The following is an 18038-nucleotide window of genomic DNA, read 5'->3' as shown; positions in this document are numbered from 1 at the left end:
GCACGCTATGACAAAAGCGTTGTGATTCCAACCGGTGATCTAAAGCCCAGGATGCCGCAGGCCGGTGACGCGCTCGACGCGGCGGCGATAGGCGAGCGGGGCGGCGGCGAAGCGGGCGAGAACGAAGACATCGGTGGTGCCGAAGGCCCTGTCCACATAGGCCGTGTCGCCGAAGACGGCGTTGACGCGCAGATAGCCGCGCACAAGCGGAGGCATGGCGCGCAGGGCGGCGTGGCGGTCGACGGTTTCGAGCCGGTTCATGGGCAGGGCGTTGCCGGGCCGGGCGGTTGCCGACCATTCCTCTGGGGCGCGGGCGGTCTGGTAGAGGTGCGAAAGGGCCAGGCCGTGGGCGGCGGGATCGGTGCCGGGAAAACTGGCGGCGCCGAAATAGGCGTCGATGCCGTTGCGACAGGCATAGGCCCAGAGCCCGCACCAGAGCGCCTCGATGGTGCGCATGGAACGGTAGGAAGGTGCGACGCAGGAGCGTCCGACTTCGCAAAAGCGCAGGTCGGGATGGCGGGCGAAAAGGTTGGAAAGATCGAATTCGGTATCGGCGTACCAGCCCAGGCCGGGCGCCGGGCTGCGCATGGCGCGGTAGGTGCCAACGATCGCCGGGGCATCCCCTAGGGTGCGGGCGCGGGTGTCGATGACGATGATATGGTCGCAGAACGGGTCGAAGGCGTCGGCTTCGACGTGTTCGGCATGGTCCATCGAGGGCGCATCGACGCCGCGCTCGCGGTGGAAGACCTCATAGCGCAGGCGGAAGGCGGCGTGGCGTTCGGCCGGGGTGGCGGCCAGGCGCACCTCGAACTGGCCCAGGCGGGCGAGGAGAAGCGGTGCTGCGGGTGCGCGTTGGAGGGCGGTTTCGATCATTTCTCCTTTGTACTGGAGTTGAAGGCGGGAGGGAATTGCGGCGGGTGGAAGCGGAAGGAACTTCTTTTCGGGAACGCGGAGGTGTTGCGGATTGTCGGGGTCCAGCCCGAAGACGACGAATTGATGTGAGTTCCCTATGGCTGCGGCCCTGCCTTCGTCCTTGTCGGCCTTGATCCCGACAATCCGCAACATCGCCGACACCTCAGCAGGGGTGTGGGTATCGACCGCTATCAACCCGTATTGACGTGCGCGCGAGGAGCGGTCATGACTTACGTACCTCAATGAGGGAGGAACACTTTTGACCACCGGCGGCCGAGTCACAGTCCACGATCTGGCGCGGGCGGCGGGGGTGTCGCTGGCGACGGTGGATCGCGTGCTCAACGGGCGGCCGGGGGTGCGGCAGGGGACGATCGATAAGGTTGAGGCCGCAATTGCCGAGATCGGCTTCCGGCGCGACTTGACCGCTTCGATGCTGGCGCGGGCCCGCGATATCGGGATGGCCGTGATCGTGCCCGAGGGCACAAACCAGTTTTTCGGCAAGCTGGCCGAGGCGGTGGAAACGATCGGGCACCAGATGCGGGCCGAGCGGCTGCGGCTCGACCTCACGCGAATCCGGGCCATGGACACGCGGGCGCTGGTCGTGGCGCTCGATGCGGTGGCATCGGACCACAGCGATTGCGCGGTGATCGTCGCCATCGACAAGCCAGAGGTGCATGCGGCAGTGACGCGGGCCGCCGGGCGCGGGATCAGGGTGATCACGCTGGTGTCCGACCTGCCCGGATCGGCGCGTCAGGCGTTCGTGGGGATCGACAACCGGGCGGCGGGGCGCACGGCGGCTTCGCTGATGGGCCGGTTCCTGCCCCAGGGCGGTATGGTGGGGCTGGTGGCCGGATCGCTGGAGCTGATCGACCATGCCGAGCGGGTGGAAGGGTTCCGGGAGGTTGCCGAGGCGGAGTTTCCCGCCATCGCCATTGCCGGGCCGATCGAGGGGCAGGATGAATTCACGCTCACCTATGAGAGGACGCTGGAGCTTTTGACGCACCACCCGGATCTGAGCGGCCTCTACAATGCCGGCGCCGGCAATGCAGGCATGCTGATGGCGCTCAATGAAAAGGGACTGGCGGGCACGGTGCGGGTGATCGGGCACGAATTGACCGGGCCGACGCGCGCCGGGCTGGAATCGGGAGCGGTCGATCTGGTGCTCGACCAGAGCCCGGAGGACGAAATCCGTGCGGTGTGCGCTGCGGCGCGGCGGCTGGTGCTGGGCCCCGACGCCGCGCCGCCGGCGGCACCCATCGAGATCAAGGTTTTCCTGCGCGACAATCTGCGCTAAGAACGGGGCCATCATCGAGAGCGCCGGAGCGGCCCCAAGGGCATCCTGGAAGGAGGAGTTTCTTGTATGACCGATTTTGAGGTACGTTCCTCATCTATGGGCAATCGGAGGGGATCATGAGCTTTCTCGGGCTCGATATCGGCACGTCCGGGGTCAAGGCCGTGCTGATCGACGGCGAGGGCAAGGCGCTGGGGGAGGCCAATGCGCCGCTCAGCGTGTCGCGGCCGAGGCCGGGATTTTCCGAGCAGGATCCATCCGATTGGTGGCAGGCCGTGCTCAAGGCGGTCGACAACCTCAGGGACAAGCATCCGCAGGCCGTTGCGGCCATCAAGGGGATCGGGCTTTCGGGGCAGATGCATGGGGCAACGCTGCTCGATGCCGATAACCAGGTGATCCGCCCCGCCATTCTCTGGAACGACGTGCGCTCGGCCGCCGAGTGCGCGGAGATGGAGAAGGCGCTGCCTTCCCTGCGCCAGATCGCCGGCAACATCGCCATGCCTGGGTTCACGGCGCCGAAGATCCTTTGGGTCAAAAAGCACGAGCCGGAAAACTATGATCGCATCGCCAAGGTGCTACTGCCCAAGGACTATGTGCGCTTTCTTCTGACCGGCACCTACGTCTCGGACATGTCGGACGCGGCGGGGACGCTGTGGCTGGACGTCGAATATCGCGGCTGGTCGGACGATCTTCTGGCCGTCACGGGCTTGACTACCGAGCATATGCCTTCGCTGGTCGAGGGAACCGAGCCCTCGGGGCATTTGAAGGACGAACTCTGCCGCCGCTGGGGGATCGCGCAAGCCCCGGTGGTGGCGGGGGGCGGGGGCGACAATGCCGCCTCCGCCTGCGGCATTGGGGCGGTGGAGCCGGGAACCGGGTTCGTGTCGCTGGGCACCTCGGGGGTGCTGTTCGTTTCGAACGAAAAATTCTCGCCGAATACCGAAGGGGCGGTGCACGCCTTCTGCCATGCGATCCCCAGAACCTGGCATCAGATGGGGGTGTTCCTTTCGGCCACCGACAGCCTCAACTGGCTGTCCAAACTGGTGGGACAGGAGGCGGCGGCGCTGACCAAGGCGGTTGCCGCCGATTATGCCGGGCCGGGGGAGGAGATTTTCCTGCCCTATCTTTCGGGCGAGCGCACGCCACACAACAATGCCTATGCGCGCGGCGCGTTCGTCGGGCTCTCGCATCTCTCCGACGCCAAGACCATGGCGCGGGCGGTGATGGAGGGCGTGGCCTATGCCGTGCGCGATTGCCAGCGCGTGCTGACCGATGCGGGAACCGGGATCGATACGCTGATCGCGGTGGGCGGGGGATCGAAATCCGATCTTTGGCTCGAAATGATCGCCACCAATCTCGGGATGGCAATCGAGGTGCCAGAGGACGGGGATTTCGGCGGCGCGTTCGGCGCGGCGCGGCTGGGACTGATCGCGGCGACGGGGGCCGACCCCAAGGCGATCTGCACCAAGCCGGCCATCAGCAAGACAATCGAACCAAGGGCGGACCTCAAATCGGCCCATGACGACCAATACCGGCGCTATCGCGCGCTTTACGGGGCAATCGAGGAGGCCCGCGCACAATGACCGACTTTTTCAAAGGCCTGAGCAAGGTTCCCTATGAGGGGCCCGAGAGCACCAATCCGCTGGCCTTCCGCCACTACAATCCCGACGAGATCGTGCTGGGCAAGCGCATGGAGGAGCATCTGCGCTTTGCGGTCGCCTATTGGCATTCCTTTGCCTGGGAGGGTGGCGACCCGTTCGGCGGACGGACCTTCGAGCGCCCCTGGTTCGATGGCGGCATGGATGCGGCCAAGGTCAAGGCCGATGTGGCATTCGAATTGTTTGATCTGCTCGGCGCGCCCTATTTCTGCTTCCACGACGCCGATGTGCGGCCCGAAGGCGAAAGTTTTGCCGAAAGCAAGAAGCGGCTCGAGGCGATCGGGGACATTTTCGAGCAAAAGATCGCCGAGACGGGCACCAAGCTGCTGTGGGGCACCGCCAACCTCTTTTCCAACCGCCGCTTCATGGCCGGCGCGGCGACCAACCCGGACCCGGACGTTTTCGCCTATGCGGCGGCGACCATCAAGGCGAACATGGATCTGACCCACCGGCTGGGGGGCGAGAACTACGTGCTCTGGGGCGGGCGCGAAGGGTACGAAACCCTGCTCAATACCCGGCTGGGCCAGGAATTCGACCAAATGGCGCGCATGCTCTCCATGGTGGTCGAATACAAGCACAAGATCGGCTTTCCCGGCACCATCCTGATCGAACCCAAGCCGCAAGAGCCCACCAAACACCAGTACGATTTCGACGTGGCGACGGTTTATGGGTTCCTCAAGCGCTATGGGCTGGAAAACGAGGTGAAGGTCAATATCGAGGTGGGGCACGCCATCCTGGCCGGCCACACCTTCGAGCACGAGGTGGCCACCGCCGCGGCGCTGGGGATTTTCGGTTCGATCGATATGAACCGCAACGACTACCAGTCGGGCTGGGATACGGACCAGTTCCCCAACAACGTACCCGAGGTGGCGCTGGCCTATTACCACATTTTGAAGGCCGGGGGATTCACGACGGGCGGCACCAATTTCGACGCCAAGCTGCGGCGGCAATCGATCGATCCCGAAGACCTGCTGCACGGCCATATCGGGGGCATGGACACCTGCGCGCGGGGGCTGAAGGCTGCCGCCGCCATCATCGAGGACGGAAGCTACGACGCGTTTCTTGATGAGCGTTATGCCGGCTGGAGCGGCGCCGAGGCGCAGGCGATGCTCAAGGGCGAGCGCACGCTCGAGGAGATCGCGGCGCGGGTGGAGGCCGAGGGGATCAACCCGCGGCCGAGATCGGGGCGGCAGGAATATCTCGAAAATCTGATCAACCGGTTCGTTTGACGACCAGGGCGTCGGCGCTCTTGGCGCCCCCCTCATCCGACCGCTCCGGGAGCCCCCTCTCTCCTGGTGGGAGAGGGGACGGGGGTGGAGGGGGCGCAGAGCCTGCGACAGAACTCACAAGTGGGAGGAAACCACATGCCCATCCGCCAAAACCCCATCCTGCCGGGCTTTAATCCGGACCCCTCGATCCTGCGGGTCGGGGGGGATTACTACATCGCGACATCGACCTTTGAATGGTATCCGGGCGTGCAGATCCACCATTCGAAAGACCTCGCCAATTGGGAGCTGCTGACCCGGCCGCTCACCCGCAAGAGCCAGCTCGACATGCGCGGGAACCCCGATAGCTGCGGGATATGGGCGCCATGCCTTACCCATGACGGGAAGAAATTCTGGCTGGTCTATACCGACGTCAAGCGCAAGGACGGCAACTTCAAGGACGCCCACAATTATATCGTGACGGCCGATGAAATCACCGGGCCGTGGTCCGATCCCATCTACGTCAATTCCTCGGGCTTCGATCCCTCGCTGTTTCACGACGATGACGGAAAGAAGTGGTTCGTCAACATGCTGTGGGACCACCGCAACGGGCATCACCGGTTCGCGGGGATCGCGCTGCAGGAGTTCGATCCGGTGGCGGGCAAGCTGGTGGGCGAGCGCAAGAACATCTTCAAGGGCTCGCCCTTGAAGCTCGTCGAGGGGCCGCATCTCTATAAGCGCGACGGGTGGTATTACCTGCTGACCGCCGAGGGCGGCACGGGGTATGACCACGCCTGCACGCTGGCACGGTCGAAAAACATCGACGGGCCGTATGAGCTGCATCCGGACATGCACATCATCACCGCCAAGGACGATCCGCTCAATCCGCTGCAGCGGGCCGGGCATGGGGATATCGTCGAAACGCCGGAGGGCGAGACCTATATCGTGCACCTGACCGGACGGCCGACGACGCAGAAGCGGCGCTGCGTGCTCGGGCGCGAGACGGCGGTCCAGAAGGCCGAGTGGCGGGACGATGGCTGGCTTTATCTGGTCGGCGGGTCGAGCCTGCCGAAATCGGAGGTCGAGGTGCCGGGGGTCTACGACCAGGCGGCGTTCGACGCGGAGCGGCGATACAACTTCGATGGCGATTTGCACATCGATTTCCAGTGGCTGCGGACGCCGGAAACGGAGCGGATTTTCGTGTGCGGCGGTGGAAGGCTACGCCTCTTCGGCCAAGAATCGATCGCCTCGTGGTTCGAGCAGGCCCTGGTTGCCCGCCGGCAGCAGCATTTCGACTACGAGGCCGAGACCGAGCTGACCTTCGATCCCCAGGACGAGCGGGAAATGGCGGGGCTGACCGCCTATTACGGGCGGTATAATTTCCACTATCTGCACCTGACCGCCAACCCTGAGGGCGGGCGCGAGCTCAACATCTTTTCCTCGGTCGTCTCGTTCCCCGACGGCAGGCTCATCTATTGGATCGATCCGGTGCCGGTGGGCGAGGGGCCGATCAAGATGAAGGTGCGGGTGAAGAACTCGGGCCTGCAGTATTTTTATGCCCAGGGCGACGAAGCCTGGAAGGAGATCGGGCCGGTGCTCGATGCTTCGATCCTTTCGGACGAATGCGGCGGGCATGCCGAGCATGGGAGCTTCACCGGCGCGTTTGTGGGGATGGCGGCGCAGGACCTCAACGGCACCGCGCGGCCGGCCGATTTTTCCCATTTCGTCTATCGGCCGCTTTAAGTTTTTTAATTTTGCCGCGCTCCTTTCTGGACGCAAAGCGGGCGGTTTCACGTGAATCCGCCCGCCGAAAATCTTTGCTGGTCGCGTGCTCGAGCCGCAAAAGCGCAATCCGCGTTCGCCAGGAACGCTATTGGCCCACGGTGAGGGTCACTTCGATATTGCCGCGCGTGGCGTGGGAATAGGGGCAGACGATGTGGGCGCGGTCCATGATGTCCTTGACCTTTTCAGGGTCGAGGCCGGGAACCGTGGCGGTGAGGCCGACCTTGAGCCCAAAACCCTGGCCGTCATCGCGCTTGCCGAAGCCGACATCGGCGGCAACCGTGCTCTCGTCGGGAAGCTTGATCTTGTCCTGGCCGGCCACGAACTTCATGGCGCCGAGAAAGCAGGCCGAATAACCCGAGGCGAAGAGCTGTTCGGGATTGGTGCCTTCGCCGCCCGAGCCACCCATTTCCTTGGGCGTCGAGAGCTTGACGTCGACCTTGCCGTCATCGGTTTTGGCGTGGCCGTTTTCCCGGCCGCCGGTGGCCGTGGCATGAGCGGTGTAAAGAACTTCCATGATGCACGCTCCTTTGTGATTGGGCATCGAAATCTGGCCGTCTGGGCAACGCGGCAAAGACGGTTGCGGTTCAGGCGGTGAAGGTACGATAGGATAAAAATATATTGTGCGCAATATAATTTTGTGCGATGATTCTGTCATGAAACACCGCACCGATACCCTGCCACCCCAAGACCAGCTCTGTTTCGCGGTTTACGCCGCCGGACAGGCATTCAACCGCCTCTATCGCGGGCTGCTCGAGCCTTTGGGGCTGACCTATCCGCAATATCTCGTCATGCTGGTGCTCTGGCGCGATGACGGGGTGTCGGTCTCGGCCATCGGGCAGCGGCTGGGGCTCGATACGGGCACGCTGACGCCGCTGCTCAAGCGCCTGGAAGCGAGCGGCCTGCTGACCCGGACGCGCAGCGCCCAGGACGAGCGCAAGGTGGTGATCGCGCTGACCGACAAGGGGCGGGCGCTGGAAGACAAGGCGCGCGACATTCCCCAGGCGATCGCCTGCGCCAGCGGACGGGACCTGCCGGGCGTGGTGGCGCTGCGCGACGAGATCAACGCGTTGACCAGAGCGCTGGAGGCTGCCGGAGGCGACAGCTAGCTCAGCTCATATAGAGATTTTCCATGCGCTGGCCGTCATCGGTCATGAAACGATGATCGGCGGGCGGATGGGCGCGCTGCCCGCATTCGCGGCGCGGGCAGATGCGGCAGCCCACGCCGATGGGGACGGCGCCGGCGGGCGCTGACAGGTCGACGCCATCGGCATAGATCATGCCGGCGGCGTGGGTCACATGGCAGCCCAGCCCGATGGCGACATGGCGGCGCGGCGCGTTGTGGGCATAGCCGCCCTTGGTGATGGCCTTGGCGATGCAGAAATAGCGCTGGCCATCGGGCATCTGGGAAAGCTGGACGCTGATCTGGCCGGGGTTCAAGAACGCCGAATAGACGTTCCAGCGCGGGCAGGCGCCCGAATGGCGCGGGATGTGGATGCCCGAAAGCGAGAAGCGCTTGGAGATGTTCCCCGCTATATCGGTCCTGACCAGATGCAGCGGAATGCCGCTCATCGATGGCCGCTGCAGCGTGGTCATGCGGTGGCAGACCTGTTCGAAACTGGCGCGGAAGCGGCGCCCCAGCCGCTCGATATCGTAGCGGGTGTCGCGGCAGGCGCGGAAGAACGCCTCATAAGGCATGACCAGCGCGGCGGCGAGATAGGAGGCCAGCACATTTCGGGCCAATCCCATGCTGTCGGGCTGGGGCAGGGTGCTTTGCTCGATCAGCGCCCCGATTGGGTCGTCGCCCACCAGCAGCGCCAGGTGCTGGGCCAGGGTGAAGAGTTCGGATTCGGGCTCGAGCGTATCGGAAACCAGCAGCACGCGTCCGCTCTCGTCGAGGCGGCGGACGACGCCATTGGGGAGCGAGGCCAGCCGGGTTTCGATGCCGAAGACGTTGAAAAGATAGGTTTTCAGCCCCGCCTCGAAACTGTCCGAGGTGTTGTCGATATCCTGGCGCACCCGCTCGGCGGCCGCTTCCAGGGTGGGGAAATAGTTGGCGTTCTCCTGCAGGAAGTCGGAGACCGCCTCGGTCACGACGTTGTGGCCCGTTATGGGAGGTTCGGTGGCGGACGATTTGGGCGCCTGCAGGTGCCGCATCTGGTCGAAGAGTTTCAGCACCGCACGGCCCACTGCCGGATGATGGGTGGCCAGATCGCGGATATCGGTGTTGGTCAGATCTGCATCGGCGAAGATGTCGTCGCCGAACATTTCCATCAGATCTCCGGCGAGCCGCGCATCGTCGCTTTCGGCGAGTTCACCGGGTTCCACCCCGAAATATCCCGCAACCCGGAACAGCAGCGGCACGGTGATGCGGCGGCGATTGTGCTCGATCAGATTGAGGTAGGAGGCGGAAATCTCCAGCGCTTCGGCGAGTTGTGCCTGGCTCACCGATTTCTGCCGCCGCAGCCGCTTGATGCGGCCGCCGATCTGCAGGTCGATCCCGTTCATCGCCATTCCTCCTCAACGGCAATTCTTTACTGACTTTACAGATCAGCGGAGCGATCTTTTCAGCACTTTACAGCTTAACACGCTGTTTCTGCTTCTTTTCTTGCCCTTTCGCGTTTGATTGTCAATTCTTTACCTCAACAGGCACGCAGCGACGTGCCACCGACGAAAGGAGAGAGAACATGAACGCGCAAGAGATCATCGACACGACCAAGGAGGACTTCGTCACCATCATCGCCCCATCGATGGCCGAGGTGATGGCGAGCTTCAAGAGCCAGGGGCTGGCCGAGCGGGACTATTCAATCGTCCACCGCGCCGGAAAGCACAGCTTTACCATGGCCGGCGGGCAGAAGCTGTTCGACGGCGCTCAGATGGTCGCCGCAACGTTCGCGCGGCGGGGGTAGTCGCTGGGGTGGGTGTACCCTGAAGCTCAGCGCCCCCCTCATCCCCGACCCTTCTCCCACCAGGGGAGAAGGGGGCTCTTTTGGCTAGCTCTGAAGCTCCCACAAACTCAGCTCCCCTTCTCCCCTGGTGGGAGAAGGTGGCCGCGAAGCGGTCGGATGAGGGGGCGCAGCGCTTGCCGATACTACCGACGCCGATCTTTCATTCGACAGGAGGACACCACAATGCTCGAGAGATCACCCGCCCCGCACACTTTCGAAGCCCCCGATTGGGCGCCCGACCGCTGGGCCAATATCGCCCGCGACTACACCCCCGACGATGTGGCGCGGCTTTCCGGGTCGCTGCCCATCCGCCACACGCTGGCCGAAAACGGGGCGCGGCGGCTTTGGGAATTGCTGCACACCGAGGATTTCGTTCCCACGCTGGGCACCTTCACCGGCAATCAGGCCGTCCAGCAGGTCAAGGCAGGCCTCAAAGCCATTTATCTTTCCGGCTGGCAGGTGGCGGCGGACGCCAACACATCGGGCAATATGTACCCCGACCAGTCGCTCTATCCCGCCGACTCGGTGCCCGCGATCGTCAAGCGGATCAACAAGGCGCTGCAGCGGGCCGACCAGATCCAGGCCATGGAGCGGCTGGACGGCAAGTCCGACGAGGATATCGACTTTTTCGTTCCCATCATCGCCGACGCGGAAGCCGGGTTCGGCGGAGCGCTCAATGTTTTCGAGTTGATGAAAGCAATGATCGAAGCGGGCGCCGCAGCGGTTCATTTCGAGGATCAGCTCGCCTCCGAAAAGAAATGCGGGCATCTGGGCGGCAAGGTGCTGGTGCCGACCCGCACCTTTATCCGCACGCTCAACGCGGCGCGCCTGGCCGCCGATGTGATGGGCGTCCCCACCCTGATCATGGCGCGCACCGACGCGGAGGCGGCCCAACTGATCACCTCGGATGTCGACGAATACGATGCGCCCTTCATCACCGGCGAGCGCACCGAGGAAGGGTTCTATCGTTTGAAGGGCGGGTTCGAGGCGGCGATCGCGCGCGGGCTGGCCTATGCCCCCTATGCGGACCTGATCTGGTGCGAGACCTCGACACCCAGTCTCGAGGACGCCAGGCGCTTTGCCGAGGCGATCCGCAAGGAGCATCCAGACCAGATGCTGGCCTATAATTGCTCGCCTTCGTTCAACTGGGCCAAATATATGGGCGAAGCGGAAATGGAGGCGTTCCAGCGCGAGCTGGGGGCCATGGGGTACAAATACCAGTTCATTACCCTGGCCGGCTTCCACAGCCTGTCACTGGCCACCTTCAATCTGGCGCGCGGCTACAGGGAGCGCGGCATGGCCGCTTATTCGGAACTGCAGCAGGCCGAGTTCGCCGCCGAGCGCGAGGGCTTTTCGGCGACCCGGCACCAGCGCGAGGTGGGGACGAGCTATTTCGACGCCGTGGCTACCGCCGTCAGCGGCGGAAAAAGCGCCACGACGGCGATGGCGGGGTCCACCGAGACAGCACAGTTCCACTGACAGGGTTTATCCCCGATCTTATCCACAGCAAAATGATTCACGTGAAGCAATGTGCTTCACGTGAATCGCTCATCGCCGCGTCATGGCCAGGGCAGCCCAGACAGCGGGAACGCTCAGGCCGGCGCAGAGAGCGAATGTCATCACCAATACCCCCGTCAGTGCCTCGGGCGTTGACGCCGCCGCGATACCCGCGCTGTTAGCGATCAACCCCGCGACCGCCGCGCCGATGCCATAGCCGGCCGACTGGATGGTGGGGAGCAGGGCCGAGGCCCTGTCGCGTTCGCCGGGGCGTGCCGCTTCCATGATCGTCTGGCTGGTATAGGCCCAAGAGGCGCCATAGGACGCGCCGATCAGCACCTGGGATAAGATCACAAGCGGCAGTTGCTCCATCGCCAGCGCGACGGCGAGAAGGCCGAGCCCGGCCACCAGAAGCATCGGGCCGGTGCGGATGAGGCGCGGGCGCGCGGCGTCGGACACGCCCGCGACGAGAATTGCCACAGTGCTCCAGGTGATGGCCATCACGGCGCCGACCATGCCGGCCAGGGTCGGGCCGAAAGCGAAAATATTCTGCAGCGCATAGACCAGGAACACGGCCGAGCCCGCCTGGGCGAGAGGCATCAGCAGGATGACCCACAGCCCGGCGCCCACCACATCGTCGAGGCGGAAGGCGTGGGTGGGAAACAGCGGCGTCGCGGCCGTGCGGTCCCGGACGATGACCGACCAGAGGGTGGCCGCGGCGAGGACCAGGCAAAGGCCGGTCAGCATCGGCGAATCCAGGAGCCCACCCACCGACACGGCCATGATGGCCGCCCCGATCAGCAACAGTCTCACGATCGGCAAGCGGCCTTCGACCTTGCTCCTGATGCCGCGTGGCACGATGAGCAGCACCAGGGCGATGAAGATCGCCCCGATCGGCAGGTTCACGGCAAAGGCGGCGCGCCAGGACAAGGTCTCGGTGAGCCCGCCCGAAAGCACGGGGCCGCCAAAGGCGGCCAGCGCCCAGACCACCGATTCGGCCCCGAACACTTTGGGGACGAGAGAAGAGGGAAAAAGTTCGGGGATCAGCGCGTAGCAAATGGCTGCGACAATGCCTTCGCCCAGCCCCTGCAAGGCGCGGCCGACAAGCAGTTCGGGCATCGATCCGGCGATGGCGGCGATGAGCGAGCCCAAAAGGAACACCGAGGCTGCCGCGATCAGAGCCATGCGGGCGCCCAGCCGCTCCTTGAGCAGCGCGGCGCCGGCGCCGCCCATGATGGCAAAGACCAGAAAGACCGTGGTGACCCAGGAGAGCAGCGCCACCCCGCCCAGTTCCTCGACCGCCGTGGGAAGCGCCGTGGACACCAGAAAGCCATTGAACGCCAGAAGCGCCACGCCCAGGCAGAGCGTGACCGTGGCGCCGAGATAACGGGGAGAGACGATGGCGGACCAGCCCGAGACGGTTGCTGTCATTGTGGCAATCCAATTTAACAAGCATCATCTTGTTAAATGTAGTTTCCACTGCTGTCCAGAGGGCTTTTTAGGGCGGGGAATTTGGTATAGGGAGGCGCGCGGACCATATAGGTCGCATCGACATACCTTTTCGGAGACACGCCGACCGTGGGCCCTGAGATCACCGGTTATAAGAGCCGCCGCACCTTCGCGATCATTTCGCACCCGGACGCGGGCAAGACGACGCTGACCGAAAAGCTGCTTTTGAACTCGGGCGCCATTCACCTGGCCGGCGAGGTCAAGGAACGCGGCGAGCGCCGGCGCACGCGCAGCGACTGGATGGAGATCGAGCAAAAGCGCGGCATTTCGATCACCTCGTCGGTGATGACCTTCGAGCACGACGGGCTGACGCTCAACCTGCTCGACACTCCCGGCCACGCGGACTTTTCCGAGGACACCTACCGGACGCTGACCGCGGTGGACTCCGCGATCATGGTGATCGACGCGGCCAAGGGCATCGAGGCGCAGACGCGAAAGCTTTTCGAAGTGTGCCGCCTGCGCGACATTCCCATCATCACCTTCGTCAACAAGATCGACCGCGAAGCGCGCGATACACTGGAAATCCTCGATGAGATCATGGAGACCCTGGCCCTCGATACCGCGCCCATGATGTGGCCGGTGGGTGCGGGCGTTGATTTTGGCGGGCTTATCGACCTCGAGCGCGGGCGGTTCATCTCGCCCGAAGGGGTGCCCGAAGCCGAAGCTCCGGGGGTGGACGCGCTCACCCAACGCTACGCCGACACCCAGAACATCCTGGTGCGCCAGGCGATGGAAGGGCTGGAACTGGCCTCGGATTCGCTGCCCAAATTCGATCAGACGGCTTTTGAAGAGGGCACGCTGACGCCGGTTTATTTCGGCTCGGCCTTGAAATCTGTGGGCGTGCGCGAACTGCTCGAAGCCGTGTGCCGTTTCGCCCCCGCGCCCCGCACCCAGCCGGCGGCACCCACTCCGGTGGAGCCAGGGGATGCGGCCTGCACCGGCTTCGTCTTCAAGGTGCAGGCCAATATGGACCCCAACCACCGCGATCGCGTGGCCTTCGTGCGGGTGGCATCGGGCACATTGAAGCGCGGCATGCGCTTAAAGAACGTGCGCTCGGGCAAGGATCTCAAGGTCGCCAATCCGATGTTCTTTTTCGCCCGCGAGCGCGAACTGGCCGACGAGGCGGTGGCCGGGGACGTTGTCGGTATCCCCAATCACGGCACGCTTTCGGTGGGCGATACGCTGACCGATGGTGCCGATGTGACGGTGACCGGCATCCCCAATTTCGCGCCGGAAATGCTGCGGCGGGTGCATCTTTCCGATGCGAGCAAGACCAAGCAGCTCGCCAAGGCGCTCAACGACCTGGCCGAAGAGGGCGTGGTGCAGGTGTTCAAGCCCACCCTGGGCTCGGGCTATTATGTGGGCGCGGTGGGGCCGCTGCAGCTCGAGGTTCTGACCAGCCGCGCCGCCGTCGAATATTCGGTGCCGATCCGCATCGAGCCGGCGCAATATGTGACGGCGCGGTGGGTGAAGGTCAACGACAAGGCCCAGTTCGAAAAATTCGCGGCGCTGCACCGATTGAACATCGCCGAGGACCGCTATGGCGATCCGGTGTTCCTGGCCCCGAGCCAGTGGGAAATCGACCGCTGCGCCAAGGACTTTCCCGAGCTGACGTTCATGACGACCAAGGATCGCGGGATCGCCGCTTAGCCCTCCTGGGCAGGTTCGAGCGGCTGGACGCGATCGAGGTGGATTGTGCCGCGATCGCGAATGCGTGCGAGATCATAGGCGGCCTGCAGCCGGAGCCAATGATCGGCCCGCCCCCCAATCGCCTGCTCGATGCGAATAGCCATTTCGGGGCTGATGGCGCTATCGCCATTGGTTAGTTTGTAAAGTTGCTGGCGCGTAACGCCCAAAGCGCGCGCGCCTTGGGCGATGGTAAGCCCGAGGGCGTCGAGATCGTCCTTTAACCCGAGGCCCGGATGTGGCGGCAATTTCATGCTCATGGTCATATCCGCTAATGATAGTCCATCAGGTCCACGTCTTCGACATCGGTGCCCACGAATCGGAAAACGATCCGCCAGTTTCCGCTGACGCTGACTGCCCAATACCCAGCCAAATCGCCTTTGAGCGCATGCAGGCGGAAGCTTGGACGGTTCAGATCCTCGATCTGTTGCGCCTGATCGAGCGCCGCGAGAACCGTTGCAATCCTGCCGATCATTTCAGTCGGCAGGCCCCGGGCTGTTCCGGTATCATAGAAGCGCCTGAGCGCCTTGTGGCGGAAGCCAACAATCACGTGGTGTAAACTGTTAGTTTACAGTTGTCAACTCCGCTCATCTCACGCACCCGCCATATTGATGCGATAGCTCAGCGCTTCGGCGATATGGGGACGGGCCACCTTGGCGCTGCCGGCGAGGTCGGCCAGGGTGAGGGCGACCTTGAGCACCCGATGATAGGCGCGGGCCGAGAGCTGGAAGGTTTCGGCGGCTTTCAAGAGCAGATCGCGGCTTTCGCCGTCCGGGGCGACGATCTGTTCGATGGCACTTGAGGGCGCGGCCGAATTGGTGTGAACGCCGGCCAGATCGAGCGCCGCAAAACGCTCGCGCTGGACTTTGCGCGCCCGGGCGACGCGTTCGGCGACGGTGGCGCTGGGCTCGCCCGGCTGGGCGGCGATCATATCGGACGCGGTAACGGCAGGGACATCGATCCGGATGTCGATGCGGTCGAGGAACGGGCCCGAGACGCGGCCCTGGTAGTCGGCGGCGCATTTTTCCCCGCGTCGACAGGTGTGGCCGGGCATGCCGGCCAAGCCGCATTTGCAGGGGTTCATCGCCGCGACGAGCTGAAAACGGGCCGGATAGGTGACGCGAGCATTGGCCCGCGCGATCACCGTTTCCCCCGATTCGAGCGGCTGGCGAAGGCTGTCGAGAGCCTGTGGCTGGAATTCGGGCAATTCGTCGAGGAACAGCACGCCATTGTGGGCCAACGACACCTCGCCCGGCCGCACGCGCAGGCCACCGCCCACCAAGGCGGCCATGGATGCCGAATGGTGCGGAGCGCGGAAAGGACGGCGGTCGGAAATCTGCCCGCCCTTCAATTCCCCGGCGATCGAAGCGATCATCGACACATCGAGCAATTCACGCGGGTTGAGCGGCGGCAGGATGGAAGGCAGGCGCTGGGCGAGCATGGATTTGCCCGCGCCGGGCGGCCCGATCATTAGTCGTGCATGTACATTAAACGATGCTCCAGTCCACCACATCATTTCGATCCTGTTTTCCCGGAGATTGGCGGCTTTGGGGTGGAGAGCGGACTGGCGGGTTTTCAATGGCGGTCTCGGAAAGTGGACACTCAGTTGGCCGCTCCTGTCCAACGCCAAGGCACACACTGTAGTCATTCAAGTGAGCCCGAATTTATTTAAAGCTACCGTTCGATCTCTGTCGCTCGGTCTAGGAATAAAGCAACACCATCGGTTGAAGCGGCATTCGACTCGCGCTAAATTAGCAGGGCTCTGGGCATGAGCATGGCACTCGCCGTTCCGAAGCTGCTGGCAGCACTGCTGTAATTACTCGAACCCGACAACATCCATCCGGGCTCGCAAAGTGGTTGGCGAGTGACGCTGAGATCGAGCCAGGAGATTGGCTATGTTGATCGATGACGTGCGTCCTACGACGCTCAGCGGCGTAAAAAGTCTTGCATCCGAAATTCGCAGAAGGCGGGGAGTAAAGTACTTCACCGCGTTGGATCTGGCCGCGAAAGCCGCCAACTGTGAAAATTTTCGTCATGCCCAACGGACGCTTCCTTCGGGAGGGAGCGTTCTGGATCGGCCCTATGTTCTGCTCACTGCATATTGGAGGGACAGGGGCGGCAAGTACCACGTTGGCCGCGAGACCCTGCGTATCGAACTCTCCAAAGAAATCTTGGATATCTGCGGAAAAGCCGAGTTGAAGCGGGTCCGTGGGTTTGAAGCCCTACGAATGGTTGCTGCCGATCACTTTATCCGCGACATGGTGTTAGACAGCCAGGAGCAAGCGCGGAAGTCGCTTTGCGAAGCACAACGTTCGCTGCGGTTCATGGAGCATACAGGGCTCCAGCCTCGCCCACGGAAATGGAAGTCCTACAAGGAGGCCATCGGCAAATTGCCGTACAGCGATCATCCAACCGAATGGATTGAAATCAAGACGGGGCAGATGATCCTGGTCGACGAGCCCTACTCAATTGCACCCAATTCGGTCGAACGCGCTGAGTGGGCGGCTAAGCATGGATGGGACGTCAAAAAGAGCACGTGGCCCGGCATGTACTTTCCATATAACTGCGACCTCTATGTCGCGAGCGACGTGAGCAACGGCTACAACCTCGACCATCTGTTGGCCACGATTGACGCGATGCCAAAACCCCTGGTGGAAAGCGACTGGTCCGGTGAATCCTCAAATTCCTGGGACACCTTCACCAGCCCCAAGGCGCACACGCCACAAGACCTGCGAAGAGCACGGCCCCGGGGAACCATTTTTCCAACCGCAACATCTACCTCAGTCCCTTACAGTTTCAGCATGGGTACGAGGCGTCGGCGGCCCAAAGGTGCGCTGGGTGTTGCGGGCCATATTGAAGCCGGAAGTATCATCAAGGCGGTCATGTCATCCGGTCAGCGGCCATGGGGCGTATACACCCGACTGAATACCTTGCGTTCCAATCTCGAAGACTGGATGAGCTTGGAGATAGGTCCCAAGGAGCTTGAAGGCCCCGAGTTCTTCGACGTCTATTACCGCGCAACCGCCAGCGACGCCCCTTTCGAAAAGGCAGCTGCTACCCGACAGGGTGTGATCGACTTGCTGTTGACGCTCAAGAGCATTCTGCAGGCGGCTTATCCCGACAGCGCGCCTCTTCGACGCGAGATAAAGCGCGTTGATATGGCTGTGCAACTGACCAAGAAGATGAAACTTTGATTTCCCAGACAGTGATGGCAAGTTGCTGACAATCGGGGCGCCACGGTGCCCCGGAATTTTTCCACATCGCAGTTGGTCGAAGCGTGTTGGGCACACGCCCTTGCCAATTCCGGATGAACCAGCCCGAGCTGTTCTTGGAAAGGTCTCGACGGGCTAGATACCCTGAATGTCAATGTCCACTTTCGACGCTCAGACTCCGGCAGCGGACGGGCTGGAGATGGCTCCGTTTTGAGCCGAACTTCAGGAGCTGAACGAACGGCGGGTCTCAAGCGCTCTACAGTTCAGCCTGAACGACCGAACTGGGGTCGTTAGCTGCCCTAGCCGGGAACTCGGCCCGGCTTAAGCCATTCAAATCG

General features: G+C 63.2%; 15 protein-coding genes and 1 pseudogene. 9 read left to right on the top strand and 7 right to left on the bottom strand.

Annotated features, from left to right (window positions below):
* Nucleotides 1-39: 39 nt before the first annotated feature.
* Entirely contained in the window at nucleotides 40-1065 is a 1026-nt protein-coding gene (locus NO932_RS00235) for a GNAT family N-acyltransferase (RefSeq protein WP_309209038.1), read from the bottom strand.
* 106 nt (nucleotides 1066-1171) lie between these two features.
* On the opposite strand from NO932_RS00235, the gene NO932_RS00230 reads away from it, so the two are divergent.
* From NO932_RS00230 to NO932_RS00215, 4 genes are all read left to right on the top strand, one after another.
* Nucleotides 1172-2206, top strand: coding sequence for a LacI family DNA-binding transcriptional regulator (locus NO932_RS00230; protein ID WP_309209037.1), 1035 nt, complete (start codon nucleotides 1172-1174; stop codon nucleotides 2204-2206).
* Nucleotides 2207-2322: 116 nt separating this feature from the next.
* A complete protein-coding gene (gene xylB, locus NO932_RS00225; RefSeq protein ID WP_309209036.1) occupies nucleotides 2323-3786 on the top strand; it encodes a xylulokinase in 1464 nt (487 codons plus the stop codon).
* A complete protein-coding gene (xylA, locus tag NO932_RS00220; RefSeq protein WP_309209035.1) occupies nucleotides 3783-5090 on the top strand; it encodes a xylose isomerase in 1308 nt (435 codons plus the stop codon). Before xylB ends, xylA begins: the two co-directional genes overlap by 4 nt.
* Before the next feature lie 141 nt (nucleotides 5091-5231).
* Entirely contained in the window at nucleotides 5232-6809 is a 1578-nt protein-coding gene (locus tag NO932_RS00215) for a glycoside hydrolase family 43 protein (RefSeq protein ID WP_309211093.1), read from the top strand.
* A gap of 127 nt (nucleotides 6810-6936) precedes the next feature.
* Here NO932_RS00215 and NO932_RS00210 read toward each other — a convergent pair whose 3' ends face one another.
* Nucleotides 6937-7365, bottom strand: a complete 429-nt coding sequence (locus NO932_RS00210; RefSeq protein WP_309209034.1) for an organic hydroperoxide resistance protein — start codon at nucleotides 7363-7365, stop codon at nucleotides 6937-6939.
* 139 nt (nucleotides 7366-7504) lie between these two features.
* Between NO932_RS00210 and NO932_RS00205 the strand changes: the two genes are divergently transcribed.
* Nucleotides 7505-7957, top strand: coding sequence for a MarR family transcriptional regulator (locus tag NO932_RS00205; protein WP_309209033.1), 453 nt, complete (start codon nucleotides 7505-7507; stop codon nucleotides 7955-7957).
* Between the two features lies 1 nt (nucleotide 7958).
* Here NO932_RS00205 and NO932_RS00200 read toward each other — a convergent pair whose 3' ends face one another.
* The gene (locus NO932_RS00200) at nucleotides 7959-9356 is read right to left on the bottom strand and encodes a short-chain fatty acyl-CoA regulator family protein (RefSeq protein WP_309209032.1); all 1398 of its coding nucleotides are present in this window, start codon (nucleotides 9354-9356) and stop codon (nucleotides 7959-7961) included.
* A 179-nt stretch (nucleotides 9357-9535) separates the two neighbouring features.
* Here NO932_RS00200 and NO932_RS00195 point away from each other — a divergent pair, with 179 nt between their 5' ends.
* Both NO932_RS00195 and aceA read left to right on the top strand, forming a co-directional pair.
* On the top strand, nucleotides 9536-9757 hold the full coding sequence (locus tag NO932_RS00195) for a hypothetical protein (protein WP_309163429.1): 222 nt from the start codon (nucleotides 9536-9538) through the stop codon (nucleotides 9755-9757).
* 222 nt (nucleotides 9758-9979) lie between these two features.
* Nucleotides 9980-11275 carry an isocitrate lyase gene (aceA, locus tag NO932_RS00190; RefSeq protein ID WP_309209031.1) on the top strand — a complete coding sequence of 432 codons (1296 nt, stop codon included), beginning with the start codon at nucleotides 9980-9982 and terminating at the stop codon, nucleotides 11273-11275.
* 69 nt (nucleotides 11276-11344) lie between these two features.
* Here aceA and NO932_RS00185 read toward each other — a convergent pair whose 3' ends face one another.
* Nucleotides 11345-12724 (bottom strand): MFS transporter, encoded by a 1380-nt coding sequence (locus tag NO932_RS00185; RefSeq protein ID WP_309209030.1) that lies wholly within the window; start codon nucleotides 12722-12724, stop codon nucleotides 11345-11347.
* A gap of 147 nt (nucleotides 12725-12871) precedes the next feature.
* On the opposite strand from NO932_RS00185, the gene NO932_RS00180 reads away from it, so the two are divergent.
* Nucleotides 12872-14452, top strand: a complete 1581-nt coding sequence (locus NO932_RS00180; RefSeq protein WP_309209029.1) for a peptide chain release factor 3 — start codon at nucleotides 12872-12874, stop codon at nucleotides 14450-14452.
* Here the strand turns inward: NO932_RS00180 and NO932_RS00175 are convergent.
* The 3 genes and pseudogenes from NO932_RS00175 to NO932_RS00165 form a co-directional block, all read right to left on the bottom strand.
* Nucleotides 14449-14748 (bottom strand): HigA family addiction module antitoxin, encoded by a 300-nt coding sequence (locus tag NO932_RS00175; protein ID WP_309209028.1) that lies wholly within the window; start codon nucleotides 14746-14748, stop codon nucleotides 14449-14451. The two genes, NO932_RS00180 and NO932_RS00175, sit on opposite strands and share 4 nt — an antisense overlap.
* A gap of 11 nt (nucleotides 14749-14759) precedes the next feature.
* Nucleotides 14760-15038 carry a type II toxin-antitoxin system RelE/ParE family toxin gene (locus NO932_RS00170; protein WP_309209027.1) on the bottom strand — a complete coding sequence of 93 codons (279 nt, stop codon included), beginning with the start codon at nucleotides 15036-15038 and terminating at the stop codon, nucleotides 14760-14762.
* A gap of 42 nt (nucleotides 15039-15080) precedes the next feature.
* Nucleotides 15081-16103 (bottom strand): annotated as a pseudogene (locus NO932_RS00165) (YifB family Mg chelatase-like AAA ATPase); the annotation flags it as partial.
* Between the two features lie 280 nt (nucleotides 16104-16383).
* On the opposite strand from NO932_RS00165, the gene NO932_RS00160 reads away from it, so the two are divergent.
* Nucleotides 16384-17682: a DUF5623 domain-containing protein gene (locus tag NO932_RS00160; RefSeq protein ID WP_309162408.1), complete on the top strand. Its 1299-nt coding sequence runs from the start codon at nucleotides 16384-16386 to the stop codon at nucleotides 17680-17682.
* Nucleotides 17683-18038: the final 356 nt, after the last annotated feature.

Source organism: Pelagibacterium sp. 26DY04 (assembly GCF_031202305.1).
Taxonomy (GTDB): Bacteria; Pseudomonadota; Alphaproteobacteria; order Rhizobiales; family Devosiaceae; genus Pelagibacterium.
Note: the sequence above shows the minus strand (reverse complement) of the source record. Positions and strands in the feature narration are given on the sequence as shown.

What these genes read in the sequence shown, in the direction of transcription:
- NO932_RS00235 (WP_309209038.1), bottom strand. Translation starts at nt 1,065, where the DNA reads ATGTTGCGGATTGTCGGGATCAAGGCCGACAAGGACGAAGGCAGGGCC.
- xylB (WP_309209036.1), top strand. Translation starts at nt 2,323, where the DNA reads ATGAGCTTTCTCGGGCTCGATATCGGCACGTCCGGGGTCAAGGCCGTG.
- xylA (WP_309209035.1), top strand. Translation starts at nt 3,783, where the DNA reads ATGACCGACTTTTTCAAAGGCCTGAGCAAGGTTCCCTATGAGGGGCCC.
- NO932_RS00210 (WP_309209034.1), bottom strand. Translation starts at nt 7,365, where the DNA reads ATGGAAGTTCTTTACACCGCTCATGCCACGGCCACCGGCGGCCGGGAA.
- NO932_RS00205 (WP_309209033.1), top strand. Translation starts at nt 7,505, where the DNA reads ATGAAACACCGCACCGATACCCTGCCACCCCAAGACCAGCTCTGTTTC.
- NO932_RS00200 (WP_309209032.1), bottom strand. Translation starts at nt 9,356, where the DNA reads ATGAACGGGATCGACCTGCAGATCGGCGGCCGCATCAAGCGGCTGCGG.
- NO932_RS00195 (WP_309163429.1), top strand. Translation starts at nt 9,536, where the DNA reads ATGAACGCGCAAGAGATCATCGACACGACCAAGGAGGACTTCGTCACC.
- aceA (WP_309209031.1), top strand. Translation starts at nt 9,980, where the DNA reads ATGCTCGAGAGATCACCCGCCCCGCACACTTTCGAAGCCCCCGATTGG.
- NO932_RS00185 (WP_309209030.1), bottom strand. Translation starts at nt 12,724, where the DNA reads ATGACAGCAACCGTCTCGGGCTGGTCCGCCATCGTCTCTCCCCGTTAT.
- NO932_RS00175 (WP_309209028.1), bottom strand. Translation starts at nt 14,748, where the DNA reads ATGAGCATGAAATTGCCGCCACATCCGGGCCTCGGGTTAAAGGACGAT.
- NO932_RS00160 (WP_309162408.1), top strand. Translation starts at nt 16,384, where the DNA reads ATGTTGATCGATGACGTGCGTCCTACGACGCTCAGCGGCGTAAAAAGT.